The 18,685-nt window shown below is 69.4% G+C and carries 19 protein-coding genes and 1 pseudogene; 8 read left to right on the top strand and 12 right to left on the bottom strand.

The window, feature by feature from the left end; all coding sequences use genetic code 11:
* The 6 genes from STRTUCAR8_RS31545 to STRTUCAR8_RS31520 all read right to left on the bottom strand — a co-directional run.
* Positions 1–311 (bottom strand): PPOX class F420-dependent oxidoreductase (locus STRTUCAR8_RS31545; RefSeq protein WP_006380208.1); only part of this gene is annotated, 311 nt, incomplete at its 3' end.
* 63 nt (positions 312–374) lie between these two features.
* Positions 375–1,637, bottom strand: a complete 1,263-nt coding sequence (locus tag STRTUCAR8_RS31540) for a glucarate dehydratase family protein (RefSeq protein ID WP_044473231.1) — start codon at positions 1,635–1,637, stop codon at positions 375–377.
* A 32-nt stretch (positions 1,638–1,669) separates the two neighbouring features.
* On the bottom strand, positions 1,670–2,578 hold the full coding sequence (locus STRTUCAR8_RS31535; protein ID WP_044473227.1) for a 5-dehydro-4-deoxyglucarate dehydratase: 909 nt from the start codon (positions 2,576–2,578) through the stop codon (positions 1,670–1,672).
* A gap of 31 nt (positions 2,579–2,609) precedes the next feature.
* The gene (locus STRTUCAR8_RS31530; protein WP_006380209.1) at positions 2,610–3,554 is read right to left on the bottom strand and encodes a carbohydrate ABC transporter permease; all 945 of its coding nucleotides are present in this window, start codon (positions 3,552–3,554) and stop codon (positions 2,610–2,612) included.
* Positions 3,551–4,462, bottom strand: a complete 912-nt coding sequence (locus STRTUCAR8_RS31525; protein WP_044473226.1) for a carbohydrate ABC transporter permease — start codon at positions 4,460–4,462, stop codon at positions 3,551–3,553. The genes STRTUCAR8_RS31530 and STRTUCAR8_RS31525 overlap by 4 nt, the downstream gene beginning before the upstream one ends.
* Positions 4,459–5,784 (bottom strand): sugar ABC transporter substrate-binding protein, encoded by a 1,326-nt coding sequence (locus STRTUCAR8_RS31520; protein ID WP_006380201.1) that lies wholly within the window; start codon positions 5,782–5,784, stop codon positions 4,459–4,461. Before STRTUCAR8_RS31520 ends, STRTUCAR8_RS31525 begins: the two co-directional genes overlap by 4 nt.
* A gap of 272 nt (positions 5,785–6,056) precedes the next feature.
* On the opposite strand from STRTUCAR8_RS31520, the gene STRTUCAR8_RS31515 reads away from it, so the two are divergent.
* Complete coding sequence (locus tag STRTUCAR8_RS31515; RefSeq protein ID WP_006380207.1) at positions 6,057–6,878, top strand: SAM-dependent methyltransferase; 822 nt, start codon at positions 6,057–6,059, stop codon at positions 6,876–6,878.
* Positions 6,879–7,026: 148 nt separating this feature from the next.
* Entirely contained in the window at positions 7,027–8,385 is a 1,359-nt protein-coding gene (locus STRTUCAR8_RS31510) for a S1 family peptidase (RefSeq protein ID WP_006380203.1), read from the top strand.
* A 174-nt stretch (positions 8,386–8,559) separates the two neighbouring features.
* On the opposite strand, the gene STRTUCAR8_RS31505 is transcribed toward STRTUCAR8_RS31510, so the two are convergent.
* Positions 8,560–8,745, bottom strand: a complete 186-nt coding sequence (locus tag STRTUCAR8_RS31505; protein WP_006380218.1) for a hypothetical protein — start codon at positions 8,743–8,745, stop codon at positions 8,560–8,562.
* A gap of 110 nt (positions 8,746–8,855) precedes the next feature.
* Positions 8,856–10,016, bottom strand: coding sequence for an ROK family transcriptional regulator (locus STRTUCAR8_RS31500; RefSeq protein WP_044473225.1), 1,161 nt, complete (start codon positions 10,014–10,016; stop codon positions 8,856–8,858).
* A 172-nt stretch (positions 10,017–10,188) separates the two neighbouring features.
* On the opposite strand from STRTUCAR8_RS31500, the gene STRTUCAR8_RS31495 reads away from it, so the two are divergent.
* The 4 genes from STRTUCAR8_RS31495 to STRTUCAR8_RS31480 are packed head-to-tail and all read left to right on the top strand — an operon-like array spanning position 10,189 to position 14,726.
* Positions 10,189–11,091 (top strand): carbohydrate ABC transporter permease, encoded by a 903-nt coding sequence (locus STRTUCAR8_RS31495; protein ID WP_006380200.1) that lies wholly within the window; start codon positions 10,189–10,191, stop codon positions 11,089–11,091.
* 17 nt (positions 11,092–11,108) lie between these two features.
* A complete protein-coding gene (locus STRTUCAR8_RS31490) occupies positions 11,109–12,065 on the top strand; it encodes a carbohydrate ABC transporter permease (protein ID WP_006380216.1) in 957 nt (318 codons plus the stop codon).
* Between the two features lie 55 nt (positions 12,066–12,120).
* Positions 12,121–13,476, top strand: a complete 1,356-nt coding sequence (locus STRTUCAR8_RS31485) for an ABC transporter substrate-binding protein (RefSeq protein WP_006380214.1) — start codon at positions 12,121–12,123, stop codon at positions 13,474–13,476.
* 47 nt (positions 13,477–13,523) lie between these two features.
* Positions 13,524–14,726 carry a Gfo/Idh/MocA family protein gene (locus STRTUCAR8_RS31480; RefSeq protein WP_044473229.1) on the top strand — a complete coding sequence of 401 codons (1,203 nt, stop codon included), beginning with the start codon at positions 13,524–13,526 and terminating at the stop codon, positions 14,724–14,726.
* A gap of 33 nt (positions 14,727–14,759) precedes the next feature.
* Here the strand turns inward: STRTUCAR8_RS31480 and STRTUCAR8_RS31475 are convergent, their stop codons facing one another.
* Positions 14,760–15,455: a L,D-transpeptidase family protein gene (locus STRTUCAR8_RS31475; protein ID WP_006380205.1), complete on the bottom strand. Its 696-nt coding sequence runs from the start codon at positions 15,453–15,455 to the stop codon at positions 14,760–14,762.
* 182 nt (positions 15,456–15,637) lie between these two features.
* Between STRTUCAR8_RS31475 and STRTUCAR8_RS31470 the strand changes: the two genes are divergently transcribed.
* Positions 15,638–16,225: a hypothetical protein gene (locus STRTUCAR8_RS31470; protein ID WP_006380204.1), complete on the top strand. Its 588-nt coding sequence runs from the start codon at positions 15,638–15,640 to the stop codon at positions 16,223–16,225.
* A gap of 45 nt (positions 16,226–16,270) precedes the next feature.
* Here the strand turns inward: STRTUCAR8_RS31470 and STRTUCAR8_RS31465 are convergent, their stop codons facing one another.
* The 3 genes from STRTUCAR8_RS31465 to STRTUCAR8_RS31455 are packed head-to-tail and all read right to left on the bottom strand — an operon-like array spanning position 16,271 to position 18,330.
* Complete coding sequence (locus STRTUCAR8_RS31465) at positions 16,271–17,236, bottom strand: SDR family oxidoreductase (protein ID WP_006380215.1); 966 nt, start codon at positions 17,234–17,236, stop codon at positions 16,271–16,273.
* A 58-nt stretch (positions 17,237–17,294) separates the two neighbouring features.
* Positions 17,295–17,867, bottom strand: a complete 573-nt coding sequence (locus tag STRTUCAR8_RS31460) for a DUF6624 domain-containing protein (protein WP_006380220.1) — start codon at positions 17,865–17,867, stop codon at positions 17,295–17,297.
* A gap of 43 nt (positions 17,868–17,910) precedes the next feature.
* Positions 17,911–18,330, bottom strand: a complete 420-nt coding sequence (locus STRTUCAR8_RS31455; RefSeq protein WP_006380199.1) for an ATP-binding protein — start codon at positions 18,328–18,330, stop codon at positions 17,911–17,913.
* Between the two features lie 110 nt (positions 18,331–18,440).
* Between STRTUCAR8_RS31455 and STRTUCAR8_RS31450 the strand changes: the two are divergent.
* Positions 18,441–18,671 (top strand): annotated as a pseudogene (locus STRTUCAR8_RS31450) (VOC family protein); the annotation flags it as partial.
* Positions 18,672–18,685: the final 14 nt, after the last annotated feature.

Below are 18,685 nucleotides of genomic sequence, written 5' to 3'. Positions count from 1 at the left end.
CCCAGCACGCCGTACTTGCGGGCGAGGAGCCGCCGGTAGACGTCGGTCGCGGACTGGTCGAGGATCTCGGCGGTACCGGGGACCTGGTCGCCGGTCGGATTGCCGCGGACGTCGCAGGGGCCGACGAGGACGTCGGCCCGGTTGCGGATCCGCTTCACCTTCCAGGAGTCCGTCACCGACCAGGCTCCGAGCGCGTCCCCGTCCCGCACCACCCAGACCGGGGTGGCGACGGACGTGCCGTTCTTGCGGAAGCTGGTGATCAGCAGGTACTTGCCCGCGCCGAGCCGGTCCAGGGTGCTGGTGTCGTCCATGGACGCGAGTCTAGGCGCCAGGACTTCGGTTGCCGCCCGGCGCCCTCCCCTCCTCGCCCGCTCTCACCAGCGCGGCAGCCGCCGCTCGTACTCCGGCCGGATCCGCCGCATGTACCCGGTGTCGTCGCGGTCCCGTATCCCGGAGTCGAGGTAGCGGCGGTGTGCCCGGTCGAGGGCGTCGGGGTCGAGTTCGACACCCAGGCCGGGGCCGGTCGGCACTTTCACCGCGCCGTCGCGGACCTCGATGGCGCCGGGGACGATCACGTCGTCGGCCGAGTTCCACGGGTAGTGCGTGTCGCAGGAGTGCGCGAGGTTGGGAATGGCGGCGCCGACGTGGGTCATCGCGGCGAGGCTGATGCCCAGGTGCGAGTTGGAGTGCATGGACAGCTCGATGCCGAACGCCTCGCAGACGGCGGCGAGTTGACGGGTCCGGCGCAGTCCGCCCCAGTAGTGGTGGTCGGTGAGGAGTACCTGGATCGCGTTCTGCTCGACGGCGGGGCGCAAGTGTTCCCAGGCGATCACGCACATGTTGGTGGCGAGCGGCATCGGCGCGTCCTTCGCCACCTCGGCCATGCCGGGGATGGTGGCGGTCGGGTCCTCCAAGTACTCGACGACGCCGTCGAGTTCACGGGCGACGTACTTGGAGGTCTCCACCGTCCAGGCCGTGTTGGGGTCGAGCCGCAGCGGCTGTCCGGGGAACGCCTCGGCGAGCGCCTTCATCGCGGCGATCTCCTCGTCGGGCGGGAAGACACCGCCCTTGAGCTTGAACGAGGTGAATCCGTAACGCTGTTGCATCAGCCGGGCCTGTTCGACGACCCCGGCCGGGTCGAGGGCCTCGCCCCACTCGTCACCGATGGCCGCACGGCCGTCGAGGGCGGGGTGTTCGGCCCACTTGTAGAAGAGGTACGCGGCGAAGGGCACGGCGTCCCTGACCTTGCCGCCGAGCAGGTCGCTGACCGGGCGGCCCAGCAGCTTGCCCTGGGCGTCGAGGCAGGCCACCTCGACGGCCGAGGTGGCCCAGCCGCGGTCGTGGGACCGGGGCACGGCCGGCGTCAGGACGGCGTCGATCGCGGCGGCGATGGCGGTCGTGTCGAAGACGTCCATGCCGACGACGACCTTCGCGGCCTCCTGGAGCCGTTCGAGCCGGGCACTGCCGCCGGGTGACTCGCCGAGGCCCACCGTGCCGTTCTCCAGGACGAGTTGGAGGACGCAGCGCAGGGCGAGCGGCTCGTGCACCCCGTCGGCGTTGAGCAGCGGCGGGTCACTGAACGCGATGGGCGTGATGAGGAGTTCACGGATACGCGTGCCGGTGCCGGTGCCGGTCATGTGCGTACTCCTGTCGTCGTTCGCGATGCCGCTCATGCGCGGACCGCCTCCAGACCGTGGTCGATGAGTTTCGCGAGCCGGGCCAGGTGCTCCGGCGTCGGGTCGAGCAGGGGCGCCCGGACTCCGCCGACGTCCAGGCCCCGGAGGGTCACGCCGGCCTTGACCAGCGCCACCGCGTATCCGGGTACCTCGTCACGGAGTTCGACGAGCGGGCCGTAGAACTCGTCGAGGAGCTTGGTGACCAGGGCCTTGTCGCCCTCCCCCAGCGCCCGGTGGAACGCGGTGGCGATCTCCGGGGCGAAGGCGAACACGGCGGACGAGTACAGGTCGACGCCGACGCCCTGGTAGGCGGCGGCCGTCATCTCGGCGGTGGGCAGGCCGTTGAAGAAGGCGAAGTCCTCGCCGCCGGGCAGCCCCCGGATCGTACGGACGATGCGGTGCATGCGTTCGAGGTCGCCGATGCCGTCCTTGAGGCCGACGACCCCGGGCAGGCTCGCGATCTCGGCGGCCGTCGCCTCGGTGAGGCGGGCGGTGCCGCGCTGGTAGAAGATCACCGGCAGCCGGGCCGCCGACGTCACCTCCCGCGCGTACCGCACGAGCCCCCGCTGCGGTGCGGTCACCAGGTACGGCGGCAGCAGCAGGATGCCGTCGGCGCCGGCCTCCCGGATACGGGCGGCCTGGTCGAGGGCGACCGGCACCGGACCGCCCGCGGCGGCCAGCACGGGGACGCGTCCGGCGGTCGTGGCGACCGCGATCCTGGTCGCCTCCCCGATCTCGGCGGGCGTCAGCGCGTGGAACTCACCGGTGCCGCAGGCGACGAACACCCCGCCCGCGCCTAGGGCGACCCCCGCCTCGATGTGCTGGGCGAGGCGTTCCCCGTCCAGCGTTCCGTCCGCCGCGAAGGGCGTCACCGGAAAGAACAGCACTCCCTGGAACTTCATGTCTCTCTCAAACGTGGGGGGTCGGGGGGTGTCAGCCCTTGGTGGCACCGGCGGCGATGCCGGTGACCAGCGAGCGCTGAAGGAGCAGATAGACGATCAGGCTGGGTACGAGGGCGATGACCGCGCCCGCCAGCACCACCCCGGAGCCGACCTCGGGGTCGGTGCGCAGGACGGACAGGGCGACGGTGACCGTGTAGTCGGTGGGGTCCTTGGCGGCGATCAGGGGCAGCAGGTACTGGTCCCAGATCATGATGAAGCCGAGGACACCGGCCACGCCCAGCGCGGGCTTGCACAGCGGCAGCACGATCTGCCACAGCATGCGCAGCTCACCGACGCCGTCGAGGCGGGCGGCTTCCTCGATCTCGTCGGGTATGTCCTTCATGAACTCGGTCAGCATCATCACCGAGAAGCCCCAGGCACCCAGCGGGAGGATGACGCCCCAGACGGTGCCCTTGAGGTCGAGGTGGACCACCGGGACGTCGCCGAGGACCAGTGACAGCGGGATCGCGATGACCTCCTCGGGAAGCATCATCGTCAGCATGAACAGGGTCAGTATCAGGGCCTGGCCACGGAACCGGTGCCTGGCCAGCGCGTACGCGGCGAGTGTGCAGACCACGAGCTGGAGGAGCAGTCCGCCGCCCGCTATGACGAGCGAGTTGGAGAAGTAGTCCCAGATGCCGCGCTCGCCGGCCACCGTGAAGTTCAGCAGCGTGCTGTCGTGCGGCAGGAAGGACAGCGAGGAGCCGCTGGCGTTCTCCGTGAAGGCGCCCGAGAGGATCGCGAGGAAGGGCGCGGCGAAGACGGCCAGGGCTATGGCGCAGAGCAGGATCCGCAGGGCCCAGGCGGTGCCTGGTTTGTCGTTCCAGCCGAGGGCGGTGTCGAAGCGGGCCGGAGTGGTCCGCTGTACCTTGCCGGACCGCTTGCCGGTCGTCCTCGGTGCGGTCGTCCGGACGGGGTCGATGGCGGGGGCGCTCATCGCACGTCTCCCCTCTTGCGGAAGTAGTTGACGGTGACGGTGAGCAGCAGCGTCACGCAGAGCAGTACGACGGAGGCCGCCGAGGCGCCGCCGATGTCGTTGCGGGTGAAGCCGAGGGTGTAGGCGCGGGTCATCCAGACCTCGGTGGACCCGGCCGGGCCGCCGCCGGTGAGGACGTAGACCTCGGTGAAGACGCGCAGTCCGCGGATCGCGGCGAGGGTGAGGACGATGCCGAGGGCGGGGCGGATCGCCGGCAGGGTGACGTAGCGCAGCCGCTGCCAGAGGGAGACACCGTCCATGGCTGCGGCCTCGTACAGCGAGCGGTCGACGCCCGCGAGGCCGGCCATGATGATGACCATGTTGTAGGGGGCCCAGATCCAGATGCCCATGGCCATCGTCGACCACAGGGCGAGGTCCGGGTTGTCGAGGAACTGGACGGGGCCGAGCCCGAAGAAGTCCAGGCCGCTGTTGATCAGGCCGTCGGAGGTCGGGTAGTACATCAGCCGCCACAGCTCGCCGACGACCGCGGTGGCGGTGACGGCGGGGAGGAAGACGGCGGTGCGCACGATCTTCAGCGAGCGGGCCTGGCCCTCCAGGAGCAGGGCGAGGACGAAACCGAGGACGATGGCGCCCAGGGACTGGCCGAGGCCGAGGACCAGGGTGTGTCCGATGGCGTCCTGGAAGCGGTGGTCGGTCAGGACCCGGGTGTAGTTGTCGAGGCCGGTCCACTTGTCGCCGAGGAAGGGCCGCACGTCGAAGAAGCTGAGCCAGACGCCCTTGGCCATCGGCCAGAACTTGAAGACGAGGGCGAGCAGCAGGCCAGGGGCGAGGAACAGCCACGGCACCAGGGACTTCTTGGTGAGGCGCCGGCCTCCGCGCGCCGCGGGGGTGGTCACGGTAGCGGTCATTTCAGCAGGTCCTGGTCCTTGAGGTCACCGGCGAGGGTCTCGTTGAGCTCCTTCAGCTGGGAGCGGACGTCACCGCCGCAGTACGTGAAGATCGCGTTGAGGCTGTCCGCGGTGTCCTGCTTGATGGGGGCGAAGTCGGGGGCGTTCGGGAACTGCTGCGAGGCGTCCTCGTACGCCTTCTGCACCACGCTCCAGCGGGGGTCGTCGCGGACTGTCGCCGCGTCCAGCGTGGAGTTCACGGGGATGCGGACGACGGGCTGGTTCTCGCCGGTCATGGCGATCCTCTGGCCCTCGGGGCTGATGAGGAACGCGGCGAGTTCCTGTTCCTGCTTCGCTTTTCCGGTCTTCGCGCCGAAGTAGACGTTCTCGCCGTCGGCCAGTACGTCGCCGCCCGCCGGGCCCGCGGGGGCCGGGACGACCTCGTACTTGTCCTTGCCGGGGGTCTGGTCGAAGGTGGTGATGTTGTAGGGGCCGGTCATGTACATCCCGGCGTTGCCGTCCTGGAAGTTGGTCGCGGTGGAGGTGACCGCGGTCAGGGCGCCGGGCTGGGTGACAGCGTTGTCACCGCAGAAGAGGTTGTCCTTCATCCAGGTCACGGTGTTGACGGCGGCGGCCGAGTCCATCGCCGGCTTGTAGGTGCCCGTGCCGTCCGGCTCGACGATCTTCGCGCCGCCCTGCCAGAGGAAGCTGGAGCCCCACCAGGCCGCGTACCCGTTCTGGGCGCTGCCGGGGACGACCATGCCGTAGGTGTCGGCCTTGCCGTCGCCGTCCGGGTCGCGGGTGGCGAACGCCTTGGCGACGTCCAGCATCTCCTGCCAGGTGGTGGGCGCCGTGAGGCCGAGCCTCTGGAGCCAGTCCTTGCGGATCATCAGGGTCTGGGCCTGACGGGAGTAGGGGATGCCGTAGTGCTTCCCGTCGATACCCACGGTCGACGCCCAGGATTTGGCGGTGATCTGGTCATGGCCCGCGATCGAGTCGGGGTCGATGGCCTTCAGCAGCCCCTGGCTCTGGTAACTGCCCATCAGTGCCGTGTCGTTGATCATGACGTCCGGCAGGTCCTTGGTGGACGCGCGGCTCTGCAGCTGCTGGTCGAAGTTGATGACCGGCTGGTAGTCGACCTTGATCCCGGTCTTCCCGGTGAAGGCGGCGAACACCCGCCCGTAGGTGGCGGCGGCGTCCGGGTTGCTCCGGGTCCACACCTCGAGGGTGTTCGGGTCGTCGCTGGAGCCGCCGGAACCGGTTCCGCAGGCGGCCGTTGCGAAAGCGAGGCCCGTGACGGCGAGCACGGCGGCCAGGCGGCGACTTCGTCGGCGATCGCCCATGGAAGTTCTCCGTTCATATTCGTGAACGTCTTTCACGAATCTAAATGATCGCTGTAAGCTACGAACGGTTTCAGCCGTATGTCAAGACATGGTTCCGAGTTTTCACCGACGTCACACGACCCGCAGCACCCGAGACCACAGCTACGACAAGGGAGTCGGGCACGGCTCCTGGAACCGGTTCACAACCGACGCGTCCAGACCCTCGCCAACATCAACAACCTTGTCTAGATTGCGTGTTGACACTTTCTCGCCGGTGCTCAGGAGCTGCCCCCGTGCCCGAGAACCCCCCGGCCGCATCGCTGCAGGCGCGGATCAACTCGCGTCAGCCGCACACGGCTCGGATCTGGAACTACTGGCTCGGCGGCCGGGACCACTACGAGGTCGACCGCGCGGCCGGCGACCAAATCCGTGAACTGCACCCGGGTATCGGCGAATACGCCCGGGCGGACCGCCTCTTCCTGGCGCGGGCCGTGCGCCATCTGGTCACCGAGTGCGGGATACGTCAGTTCCTCGACATCGGCACCGGACTGCCGACGGCGGACAACACGCACGAGGTGGCCCAGCGGATCGCTCCCGAGACCCGGGTCGTGTACGTCGACAACGATCCGCTCGTCATGGTCCATGCCCGCGCCCTGCTCACCAGCACACCCGAGGGGCGTACCGACCATGTCGACGAGGACCTGCGCAATGTCGACGCGCTCCTCGAACAGGCGGCGCGCACCCTGGACCTCACCCGGCCCGTCGCGCTGATGCTGCTCGGGGTGGTCATCTTCCTCGGCGACGACGAGAACCCGCACGGTGTCGTACGACGGCTGCTGGACGCCCTCCCGCAGGGCAGCCATCTCGCGCTGTCGCACACCATCACCGGTCCGGCGCTGGCCGAGGTGGACGCGGCGGTCCGGTACTGGAACGCGCACGGCACTCCCCGGCTGACCCAGCGCAGCCCCGAGGAGGTGGCGCGCTTCTTCGACGGCCTCGATCTCCTGGATCCGGGGGTGGTGTCCTGTTCGCGCTGGCGCCCGGAGGGATTCCGCGCCGGCCAGGACGAGCCGGCGGAGGTCGCCATGTACTGCGGGGTGGCCCGCAAGCCCTGACGCGCTCTGCTCCCGGCCGGCGGACCCGGACGGGATCTTGGAGTCGGTGAACACGAACACCGCTCGCCACGTATGGAAGTGAGGGTCACTCAACGACCGGAGGGCCCCGCGGTGTCGACACCGCGCGTTCAGGGTTCGGGAGCCATTGATGAGGCACGCACGACGACGGATCGTCCGGCGAGCGACACGGCTGGCGGCCGTCGGCGGAGTCATCCTCGGCGGGTTGATGGTCACCCAGGCTGTGGCGAGCGAGCCGCCAGAAGTCAATCTGCCGTTCAGCTCCGCCCAGGCGGCCGGCACCACCGGCAGCGAACTCGTCACCGAACTCGGCACCGACCGGACGGCGGGCAGCTGGATAGCGGCCGACGGGAAACCGGTCGTCGCGGTCACCGACGCCGAGGCGGCCACGGAGGTCGAGAAGGCGGGCGCCCGCGCCAAGATCGTGGACCACAGCATGAACGACCTGAAGTCCGCTACCAAAACGCTGCGTTCAGCGCCGCGTGTGGCGGGCACCGCGTGGGCGGTCGACTACACCAAGAACGAGGTGGTCGTCCAGGCCGACAGCACGGTGTCGGCCGCCGACTGGGCCAAGCTGTCCGCGGTCGCCAAGAGCATCGGCGGTTCCGTGCGGATGGAGCGGAGCGAGGGCACGTTCACGACCCGTATCAACGCGGCGCAGCCGATCCTGTCGACCGGCGGGCGCTGCTCGGCGGGCTTCAACGTGACCAACGGTTCGGCCGACTTCATCCTGACGGCCGGTCACTGCGGGCCCAACGGTTCGGTGTGGTTCGCGGACACCGGGGGCTCGACGGAGATCGGCAAAACGATCAGCAGCAGCTTCCCGATCAACGACTACTCGCTCGTGCAGTACAACGGCGGCTCGGCCGGTGACGGTGCCGATGTCGTCGCCATCGGCAACGGCCGGGGTGTGCGCATCACGGGCGCGGCCGATCCGACCGTCGGCCAGAAGGTGTTCCGCAGCGGCAGCACCACCGGGCTGCGCGACGGGAAGGTGACCGGGCTCAACGCCACGGTCAACTACCCGGAGGGCACGGTGTCGGGCCTGATCGAGACCACCGTGTGCGCCGAGGCGGGTGACAGCGGCGGCCCGCTGTTCTCCGAGGGCATCGCCCTCGGGATCACCTCGGGCGGCAACGGCGACTGCAAGACCGGCGGTACGACGTTCTTCGAGCCGGTGACAGAGGCACTGACCGCGCTCAATGTCCGCCTGATCGGCCAGGCCGGTCAGGCGGCCGCTCCGGCGCCGTCGGGTGCGGCCACGCAGAGCGCCGTCGCCCCCGGGGAGGCCCAGCCGGGCTCGGTGGCGCCGGTGACGGGTGGCTCCGCCGGGGAGGCACTGCTGGACAAGCTCGCGGACCCGAAGAACGTGGGCCCCGGGCTGCTGATCGCGGGCGGCAGCCTGATCGCCCTGGTCGCCACCCGGTGGTTCCGGGTGGAACAGGACCGGAGGGACTACCGCAGGTCGTACTCGGCGACCTGGAGCTGACTGCTCCGCCGGTTCGGCGGTTCGTCGGGCGCGGGTCCGATGGGGCTGGTCGCGCAGTTCCCGGCGCCCCTCCAGGGGCGCGGGGGCGACGAACCAGCAGAAACACTGAAGGCCGGGGCTGACGCGCTCTGTGCGCGGCCCCGGCCCTACCGGCCAGACATCGATCGAAAGTGGTTACGCGTCGCGCCCGGGGTGCGGGGAGACCGCGGCCCATTCGGCGACGAGCTGCTGATAGGTCAGCCGCTGCTCGCTGTTGAGGATCCCGCCCGACCGGAGCCACAGGGCCCGGATCTCTTCGTTGACGTCGGCTGCCGAGCGATCAGGGGCGGATTGAAGAGTGGTGGACATGCTGTGAAGCATATGACGCCCCCAGTGAAAACTAAATCGATTAAAACGGACCATTCCGGCATTACTGACCGTGTTACTGATCACGTGCAGTACGTCACCCTCCCCGCACCGAGCCCCCGGGTTCACCGGTCGGCCGCCCCCAGCACGAGTACCTGAATGGCCAGTACGGCGGCCCCGCGCGCCCAGTCGTGGAAGTCGGAGACCTTGGTCTCCAGGTTGACCGGGTCCGCGAGCGGATGCCGGTTGGCGAGGATGCTCTCCTCGATCGCCGCACCTGCCACCGCGACGAGCCCGACCCCCTCACCGGCGAGCAGGATCTTCTCGGGCATCGCGAAGTTGGCGATCTGGGCGACCAGTGTGCCCAGCGCGCGGGCCGCCTCGTCGACGACGCGGGCGGCCATGGGGTCACCGGCGGCGGCCCGGGCGAGGATCTCGTCGTACGACAGATCGTGGCCGGTGGCGGCGCGGATCTGGTAGCGGATGCTGGGGATGGTGAGCAGGGAGATGGCGCTGCCGCGTTCCCCGTCGGGGGTGAGCGGGCCGTTCGGGTTGACGATCCAGCGGCGCCCGATGCCGAGACCGTCCTCGGAGGACAGCACCCGCCGGCCGCCGCTGACCAGGCCGTAGCCGAGTCCCGCTCCTATGGTGAGGACCGCGAAGCGGTCGAGGCCACGGCCCGCGCCGAACCAGCTCTCGGCCTCGACGAGGGCGGTGACGTCGTTCTCCACGACCACCCGCAGTCCGGTGCGCTCCTCGACGAGGTCGGCGAACGGGACGTCGTACCAGTCCAGGAACACGGAGTCGGCGACCACCGAGCGGTTCTCGACGCGTCCGCCGACGCCGATGCCGATGCCGGCGACAGCCGGGTGGGCGGCGGTCAGTTCGGCGGCCATCGCGGCGACCAGGTCGGCCACACGGGCCGGGTCATGGCTGGTGAGGGGCCGGTCGAGGCGGGCGACGACCTCGCTGCGCAGAGAGGTGACGACGCTGTAGACCATGTCGTCGGTGATCTTGAAGCCCAGGAAGGCGCGGGACTCGGCGACGACGTCGAGGGGCTGCGACGGCCGCCCCTGACGCACCTCGTCCGGGGATCCGGCGTCGGACGCCTCGACGAGCAGTCCTGATTCGAGCAGCGGTTTGGTGAGTCTGGTGAGGCTGCCGGCGGAGAGGTCGAGCCGCCGGGCGAGTTCGGCGCGGGACAGGGGGCCGTGGACGAGCACCTCGATGGCCACCGTGCGCTCGCCGGGGCTGAGCGGCGGCCAGCCGTCGGTCACTGCGGTCATGCCGATCAGACCCCTCACCTTTTCTTTTGCCACGGAACTAACAAGGTCACGATACGGCGAGAAACCTGGCTTGGAAAAGATATCTGCTCGCATCTTGACGAATGGATTCTTCCACCCCGAAAGTAAGTGCCCTGAGGACGAGCCGCCGACGAGCAGACGAGGGAGTCTCTCCATGACCGTCGCCTCCACCAGCCCTCCCCTGCGTCGACCACGTGGTGACGGGGCGCTCGCGGCGCTTTTCGTCGCCCCGGCGATGCTGGGCTTCCTGGTGTTCCTGCTCTGGCCCACACTGCGGGGCGTCTACCTGAGCTTCACCCGCTTCAACCTGCTGACCCCCGCCGAGTGGGTGGGGCTCGACAACTACGTCCGGATGGTGCACGACCCCATTTTCTGGGACTCGTTGGGCGTCACCGTCGAGTACGTCGCCATCAACATCGGCGTTCAGACGGTGTCGGCTCTCGCCATCGCGGTACTGCTCCAGCGGCTGACGCAGTCCGCGGTCCTGCGCGGCATCGTGCTCACCCCGTATCTGATGTCGAACGTCGTCGCGGGCATCGTCTGGCTCTGGATACTCGACACCCAGCTCGGCATCGGCAACGAGATCGTCGCGGCCCTCGGCTTCGACCGGATCCCGTTCCTCGCGGACGAGACCTGGGCGATCCCGACGATCGCACTGATCAACGTCTGGCGGCACGTCGGTTACACCGCGCTGCTGCTGTTCGCGGGTCTGCAGGCCATCCCGAACGACATGTACGAGGCCGCCAAGGTGGACGGGGCGAGCGAGGGGCGGATGTTCTGGCGCATCACCATGCCGTTGCTGCGGCCCGTTCTCGCGGTGGTCCTGATCATGACGGTGATCGGCTCGTTCCAGGTCTTCGACACGGTCGCGGTGACGACGTCGGGCGGTCCCGCGAACGCCACCAACGTGCTGCAGTTCTACATCTACGGCGCCGCCTTCGGCCGCTTCCAGTTCGGCTACGCGTCCGCGATGTCCGTGGCCCTGCTGGTCGTACTGAGCGCGATCACCTTCCTCCAGTACCGGCTCACCCGGGCCGGCCACACCGACCTCGGCTGACCGGGAGAAGCGACACCATGACGACGCCGACCACCCTGACGACACCGGCACCAGCACCGGCCCCGACTCCCGCGAAGGCTGCCGTACGACCGCTCCGGCGCGGGCCCTCCCTCGGGCGGATCGCCGCCTGGGCGTTGATGGCCGCGATCGTGCTGGTCACCATGCTGCCCTTCTACTGGATCCTGCGCACCGCGCTGTCCACCAACGCGGGCCTCGCCGCCGACCCGACGAACCCTCTGCCCGTGCATCCGACCACCGGCGGTTTCGAGCGCGCGCTCGGCCTGCAGTCCACCAAGGAGGCGATAGCCCAGGGCGGCGCGGGCGGCGGCCTGGACTTCTGGCGCTACCTTCTCAACTCGGTGTTCGTGTCGACCCTGATCACCGGTTGTCAGATCTTCTTCTCGGCGATGGCCGCGTACGCCTTCGCCCGGTTGCGCTGGCGCGGCCGGGACACGGTCTTCGGGCTGTTCCTGGCGGGGCTGATGGTCCCGGCGATCTTCACCCTGCTGCCGAACTTCGTCCTGATCAAGCAACTCGGTCTGGTGGACAACCTGTTGGGGATCGCACTGCCGACGATGTTCATGACGCCCTTCGCCGTGTTCTTCCTCCGCCAGTTCTTCATGAACATCCCGCGCGAGGTCGAGGAGGCGGCGCTGCTCGACGGCGCCGGCAAGATCCGCGTGTTCTTCCGGGTGCTGCTGCCGATGGCGTCCACGCCGGTTCTCACGCTCGCGATCCTCACGTACATCACCGCCTGGAACGACTACTTCTGGCCGCTGATGGTGTCGTACAGCGACAGTTCGCGCGTGCTCACGGTGGCGCTGGCGATCTTCCGGGCACAGACCCCGCAGACGGGTGTCGACTGGTCGGGGCTGATGGCGGCGACGCTGATCGCCGCACTGCCGATGCTCGTGCTGTTCGCGTGCTTCGCGCGCCGCATCGTGAGCTCCGTCGGCTTCACGGGTATCAAGTGACCGCGCCGACCGATCATCCGCTCACCTGCTCACCGGCTCACCTGAAAGGACGGACATGCGAATTCGTACGGTCGTGGCACTGACCGGAGCTCTGGCGCTGTCCCTCGCGACCGGTTGCGCGCAGGGCGGGGCGGCCGGCTCGTCGTCGGACACCGTGACGTACTGGCTGTGGGACGCCAACCAGCAACCCGCCTACGAGGCCTGCGCGAAGGGCTTCGAGCGGGAGAACCCCGGCCTGACGGTGAAGATCACCCAACTGGGCTGGGACGACTACTGGACGAAGCTCACCGCGAGCTTCATCGCGGGCACCCAGCCGGACGTGTTCACCGACCACATACAGAAGTTCGGCCAGTTCGCCGACCTGAAGGTTCTCGAACCGCTCGACGACCTCGGCATCGAGGACTCCGCCTACCAGCCCGGCCTCGCCGCCAACTGGATGGGCCAGGACGGCCACCGCTACGGCGCCCCGAAGGACTGGGACACCGTCGCCCTCTTCTACAACCGGAAACTGGCGAAGGCGGCCGGTCTCACGGCCGCACGGCTGAACGACCTCTCCTGGAACCCGAAGGACGGCGGCACCTTCGAAAAGGCCATCGCGCACCTCACCGTCGACAGGAACGGAAAGCGGGGCGACGAGCCCGGCTTCGACAAGAACCATGTCAAGGTGTACGGCCTGGCCACCAACGGCGGCGGCGACGGCGACGGCCAGACCCAGTGGAGCACGTTCGCCGCCTCGGCGGGCTGGACCTACGCCAACGCGAAACGCTGGGGTACGGAGTACCAGTACGACAGCAAGACCTTCCAGTCGGTGATCAAGTGGTACTTCGGCCTGGCGGACAAGGGCTACATGGTCCCCTTCACCGACTACAACTCCCAGTCCAACCAGGCCAACACCCAGATCTCGTCGGGGAAGGCGGCAGCCGCGTTCGACGGTGCCTGGATGATCTCGTCGTACGCCGGTTTCAAGGGCCTGGACATGGCGACCGCCGTCACTCCGGCCGGCCCCACCGGCAAGCGGGCGACCATGATGAACGGCCTGGCCGACTCCATCACCAAGGACGCGCACAACATGGCGGGTGCCAAGAAGTGGGTCGCGTACCTCTCGTCCGCCGAGTGCCAGCGGACGGTGGGGAGTTACGGGATCGTCTTCCCGGCCACGCCCGACGGCACGAAGGCCGCGGTGGCCGCGTACAAGAAGAAGGGCATCGACGTCTCGGCGTTCACCCGGCCGGTCGCCGACGAGAAGGCGGGCGGCAAGGAGTTCGCCACCTTCTCCTACCCGATCACCAACTACGCCGCCGACGTGTACGCGTTGATGCACCCGGCCATGCAGGACATCTTCGGCAACGGCAGGTCCGTGACCAGCCTCGACCGGACCAACAGCCAGATCAACCTGATCCTCGACCAGTGACGGCACCGAAGTCACCGGTCGGACACCATATGAAGGGCACGCACAACATGACGTTCTCCCTCGGCATCGTGGGCGCCGGGCAGTTCTCCGGCCAGTTCGCCAAGCTGTTCCTCGCCCATCCGGGCGTCGGCGAGGTGTATGTGACCGACCTCCTGCCGGAGCGCGCGGAGCAACTGGCCGCGGCGGAAGGCCTGTCGGGCACGTTCCCGTCGTACGAGGCGATGCTGGAGTCGCCCGCTGTCGACGCGGTGGCGATCTTCACCCAGCGCTGGACGCACGGTCCGCTGGTCCTCCAGGGTCTCGGCGCCGGCAAGCACGTGTACTCGGCGGTGCCGATGGCGATCACCGCCGAGGAGATCGGCGCGATCATCGACGCCGTACGGGCCACCGGGCTCACCTACATGATGGGCGAGACGAGTCAGTACAACCCGGCGACCGTCCACGCCCGCAACCAGATCGCCGAGGGCGCCTTCGGCAGGCTCTTCTACGCCGAGGGCGACTACGTCCACGACATGGACCTCGGGTTCTACGAGGCCTACCAGTACAGCGGCGGCGAGAACTGGAAGGCGACGGCCAGCTACCCCCCGCTCCTGTACCCGACGCACTCGGTGGGCGGGGTGCTCGGCGCCTGGCAGACGCATGCGGTCAGCGTGTCGGCGATCGGGGTGCGGGACGAGCGCGGCGACGGTGTGTTCGACAAGGAGGTCAGCCAGTTCGGCAACGACTACTCCAACGCGAGCGCGTTGTTCGAGGTCGCGGGCGGCGGTTCGTTCCGTACGAACGAGTTCCGGCGCGTGGGCTACCCCTCGCAGATCCGGGAGTCGCGGTTCCGGTTCTTCGGTACGGACGCGAGCATGGAGCAGCTCGCCACGGTCGCCCTGTGGCAGGACAAGAAGGGGGTCACGGACATCAGCGAGCTGCTGGAGCCCAAGCCCACCATGGCTCCTGACGATCCGTCACTCCAGCACATCGCCCCGGACCTGCGGGCCGCGTTCACCTCGGGCTCGGCTCCGGTGCACGACCGCTCGCGCCTCCCGAGGGAGTTCGACGAGCTGCACAACGGCCACGAGGGCAGTCACCACTTCCTGGTGGACGACTTCGTGACGGCGGTCAACACCCGCACCCTGCCCTCGGTGAACGCGTGGGTGGCCGCCCGCTACACCCTGCCGGGCATCGTGGCGCACGACTCGGCGCGGCAGGGCGGGGCCAGGCTGCCGATCCCCGACTTCGGAGACGCGCCCGAGGCGTGACCAGGGGCGCGGTACGAGGGTCGGCCGGGTGCCTCAGGTGCCCGGCTTGCGCCCGTACACGAAGACGTCGTCGCCGTTCTTCAGCAGCGACCAGTACTTCTTGGCGGTCGCCTTGGTCATGTTGACGCAGCCGTGCGAGCCGGGCGGGTTCCACATGCTCAGGCCGACCGAGTGGAAGGCCTGCCCGCCGTCGAAGAACTGGCTGTAGGGCATCGGCACGTTGTAGATGCTCGAGACGTGGTCGATGTCCCGCCAGTAGATCTTCTTCAGTCCGGTGCGGGTCTCGTAGCCGTCGCGGCCGGTGCGGACCGGCACCGGGCCGTAGACGAGGCGGCTGCCGTCCTGGATCCAGCTCAGCTGGAGGGTGAGGTTGACGCAGGCGATACGGCCCTTGTTGGTCGGGCACTTGCCTTCCCGGTTGGGCGTGTTGCCGACGGCCCGCTGCTTCAGCATCAGGTCCATCACGCCCCAGGTGACGGAGCCGGCGTAGCCCGCGCTGGGAGTGATGCCGTGCTTCTTCTGGAAGTTCTGGGTGGCCTTGCAGTCAGCGGCGGACTGCACACCGTCGACAGGCCGCCCGAGGAACTTCTCCACCTTCTTCTGGTACGGGCCGGTCTGCGTCGTGCAGCTCGCGGCCTGCGCCGGGGCGGCGGTGGCCACGAGTGCGAGCGGCGCGACGAGCCCCGCGACCCCGAGCGCGACGACCCCTCGTCTGCGTACGTCCCCCATGTCGGTACCTCTCTCCTACGTGCCGCGAGCGGGTTGTCATGAACGTTCTCTGCTTGTTAGACCGGCGTCGCGGCTGATCGGTTGTAGATCCGCCCGGGCCGGGACGAAACGGTGACATTCATGTGGCCGTCACAGTCCGACCGTACTGTCCCGGCGATCAACTGGGCAGATAGCGTTCGGACATGTCCGCGTTCGTTCAGCAACTCCCCGCGCTCATAGGTGTCGTCATCGGCGCTCTCGGCTCCTACTGGGCCATCGCACGAGGGGAGCGCGTCCGCTTCGCGCGCGAACGGGAGGCGCGGTGGGAGGAGCGGCGGCTGGCGGTGTACACCGACTACGCGCGGGCGCTCAAGAAGTCGGTCACGCTGACCTACCGGGTCGCGGCGAGTCTCGGCAACGACCCACATCCGCATCCCCTGACGCCCGAGGAGGCGGCACCGCTCATCGCCGAAGCCACCGTCGCCAGGGACCCGTACGGGGAAGCCCTGCTTCTGCTGGGCGACCCCGGGGTGGTGGCGAAGGCCCGGGAGTGGGTCGCCACGCTGCTGGAGATGGAGGCGTTCCTGCGCGAGCGGACCGAGGATCCGCGAGCCTGGCAGGCGTTGCTGCAACGCCAGCGATCCGGACGTGAGGGCTACTACGCGGCCGTTCGCAGCGACCTCGCGCTGCCCCCGGGCCACTCCGCCCGCTGGCCGGTGATCCCGGCTGCGGGGACCACCGGCGACACGGGTGACACGGGCGGCGTCGGCAGTACCGGCAACCGGGTCTGACGCACGGGCCCGGGTCTGTGCCTCAGCGGCTGGTTCCGAACGCTTCTACCGGTATCCGGCCGTGTCCGCCGGTTTCCCCGCGTCCTGGACCTCGACCAGATAGCGCCAGGCGTCCGGACGGCTGCCGTCGAGGTCCGTGAAGCCGTAGACCTTGGCGAGCTGGCCGCTGGAGAGGGACTCGCCGTTCCAGCGGGACACGTCCGGGTCGGCCGCCAGGGCCGTCACGGCGCGGCCCACGAAACGCGGGGTCTCCGAGATGGCGAAGTGCGGGACGCGTTCCAGGGCGTCCCGCCAGTTCTCCTCACGGACGCCGAAGTGTTCGAGCATCATCTCGGAGCGCAGCCAGCCCGGGGTCAGCGCCACGGCGGTGGCGCCGCGCGGGCCCAGCTCGTGGCCGAGGGCGAAGCCCATACGCAGGACGGACGACTTGGCGAGGTCGTAGAAGAAGGAGGTGCGGTAGGTGACCCGGTTGTAGTCGGCGGTGCCGTCGGTCATCTCGACGACCAGGCCACCGGGGTTGCGCAGCAGCAGCGGCAGGGCGTGGTGGTTGGTGATCGCGTGTGTCTCGACGGCCAGTCGCAGCAGCCGCAGCCCCTTGTCGAGGTCGTGCTCCCACACCGGGTTCTCCCAGTCGAAGAGGTTCTCGCCGCCCCAGATGTCGTTGACCAGGACGTCGAGCCGGCCCTGCTCCTCGGCCACCCGGTCCACCAGCGCCCGTACCCGCGCCGGCTCCAGGTGGTCGGTGGGTACGGCGATGCCGTGGCCGCCCGCGGCGGTGACCAGGTCGGCGGTGTCCTCGATGGTCTCCGGCCGGTCGTACTCGGAGCGCTGCTGCCGGGTGCTGCGGCCGGTCACGTAGACGGTGGCCCCGGCGGCCCCGAGTTCCACGGCGATGCCGCGCCCGGCCCCGCGGGTCGCCCCGGCGACGAGGGCGACCTTGCCCGCGAGTCTCCCGCCCTGAGCCCCTTCGTCGTGCTGCTCGTCCAGGGGGCTGTCCGTCGTCCTCGGCATGTCCGTGTCTCCTCTGTGCGTGACCGGGGGCCCGGCCGGCCCGGCCTGCGGGCCGGGGTCACGTCCAGGGTGTCGCTGATACCCGACATCCACTGTCGGGTATTCCGCTCACGACATGCCGCAGGGCGGGCAGCTGCTCCGCCAGCGGGTCCAGGCCGACGTCCTCGCGGCGCTCCTCGACCGTCTCGGGGTGGCGGATCGGGTACGGGCACAGGGTGTCGGCGTTGATACGGGTGCCGTAGAACTGCGGCTGGCCCAGCTCGACCGCGCAGTGGTCGGCGATGTAGGCGTGGTGCACGGCCGGGCATCCGCCGTCCGCCACCGCCTCCGCGATCAGATCACGGCAGGTGAGCTGGAAACCGAGGTCGGCGGTGTGCAGCAGGATCATCAGGGCCGCCGTCGAGGCGGGCTCGCCGACCTGGACGGCCTGGGGCCAGCCTCGGCGGGCCACGACCGATCTGAGGGCGTCGGCGTTGGCGCCCCGGCAGCGGGTGACGAAATGCCGGTTGAGCGCCGTGGGCGTCTCGCGGGCCAGCCGGGTCAGTCGCTGGTCCTCCTCGGCCCGGCGCACCAGTTCGGCGGCCAGGGCGCCCTGCCGCGGCTCGGCCGCCGCGCCTCGCGGGGTCTCCATGGGCGGTGCACTCCTCATATGGTTCTCCTGCCCCCGACGGCCTTCACGGTTTCTCCTCGGTGGACATCGAGAACCACACCTTCTTGCCCGGTGTGCCCGGGTCCGGCGGCGCGGTGCCCCAGCCGTCCGTGAGCGCGGCGACGATGGACAGCCCTCTCCCCGACTCGGCCGCCGTGCCGGACGTACGGGGCCGCGGCAGCAGGGGTGAGGGGTCCGAGAGGGTGACGCGCAGTTCGTGTCCGGTGTGTTCGAGCACGAGGGCGATCGAGTCCGTCTCGCCGGTGCCCGCGTGGCAGACCGCGTTCGCGAACAGCTCGTCCGTCGCGAGGACCGCGTCGTCGACCAGGTGGGACAGGTGCCAGCGGGTGAGGTGCCCGGCCACCGTGCGCCGTATCCGCGCCGCACCGGAGGGGTGCGCGGGCAACGCGACCTGAAGCAGGCGCGGCCTGCTCGGGGAGATCACGGGAGCCTCACCATGTGGTCCACGTCCACGTCCACGTCCGCGTCCACGCCATGGAACGCCGTGGGTGCCGTGCGTACCGTCATCGGGCTTCCTTCCGGTGCACCGGTGCTGTGCACATCGAGACCGGCCCGCACAAGCACGCCATCCAGCAGACGTTCTTCCTCTACGTCTACGAACCGGGCGGCAACCGCGTCGAACTGTGCAACCCGCTCACCCGCCTGGTACTCGCCCCCGACTGGCCGCTGATCACCTGGACGCAGGCCGAGCGCGCCAAGGGGCAGGCGTGGGGCCTGAAGACCATCGAGTCCTTCCACACGCACGGCACGCCCCCGCTCGACTGACAGCCCCCGACGGT

The sequence above is a fragment of the Streptomyces turgidiscabies Car8 genome, assembly GCF_000331005.1.
Lineage (GTDB): Bacteria > Actinomycetota > Actinomycetes > Streptomycetales > Streptomycetaceae > Streptomyces > Streptomyces turgidiscabies.
Note: the sequence above shows the minus strand (reverse complement) of the source record. Positions and strands in the feature narration are given on the sequence as shown.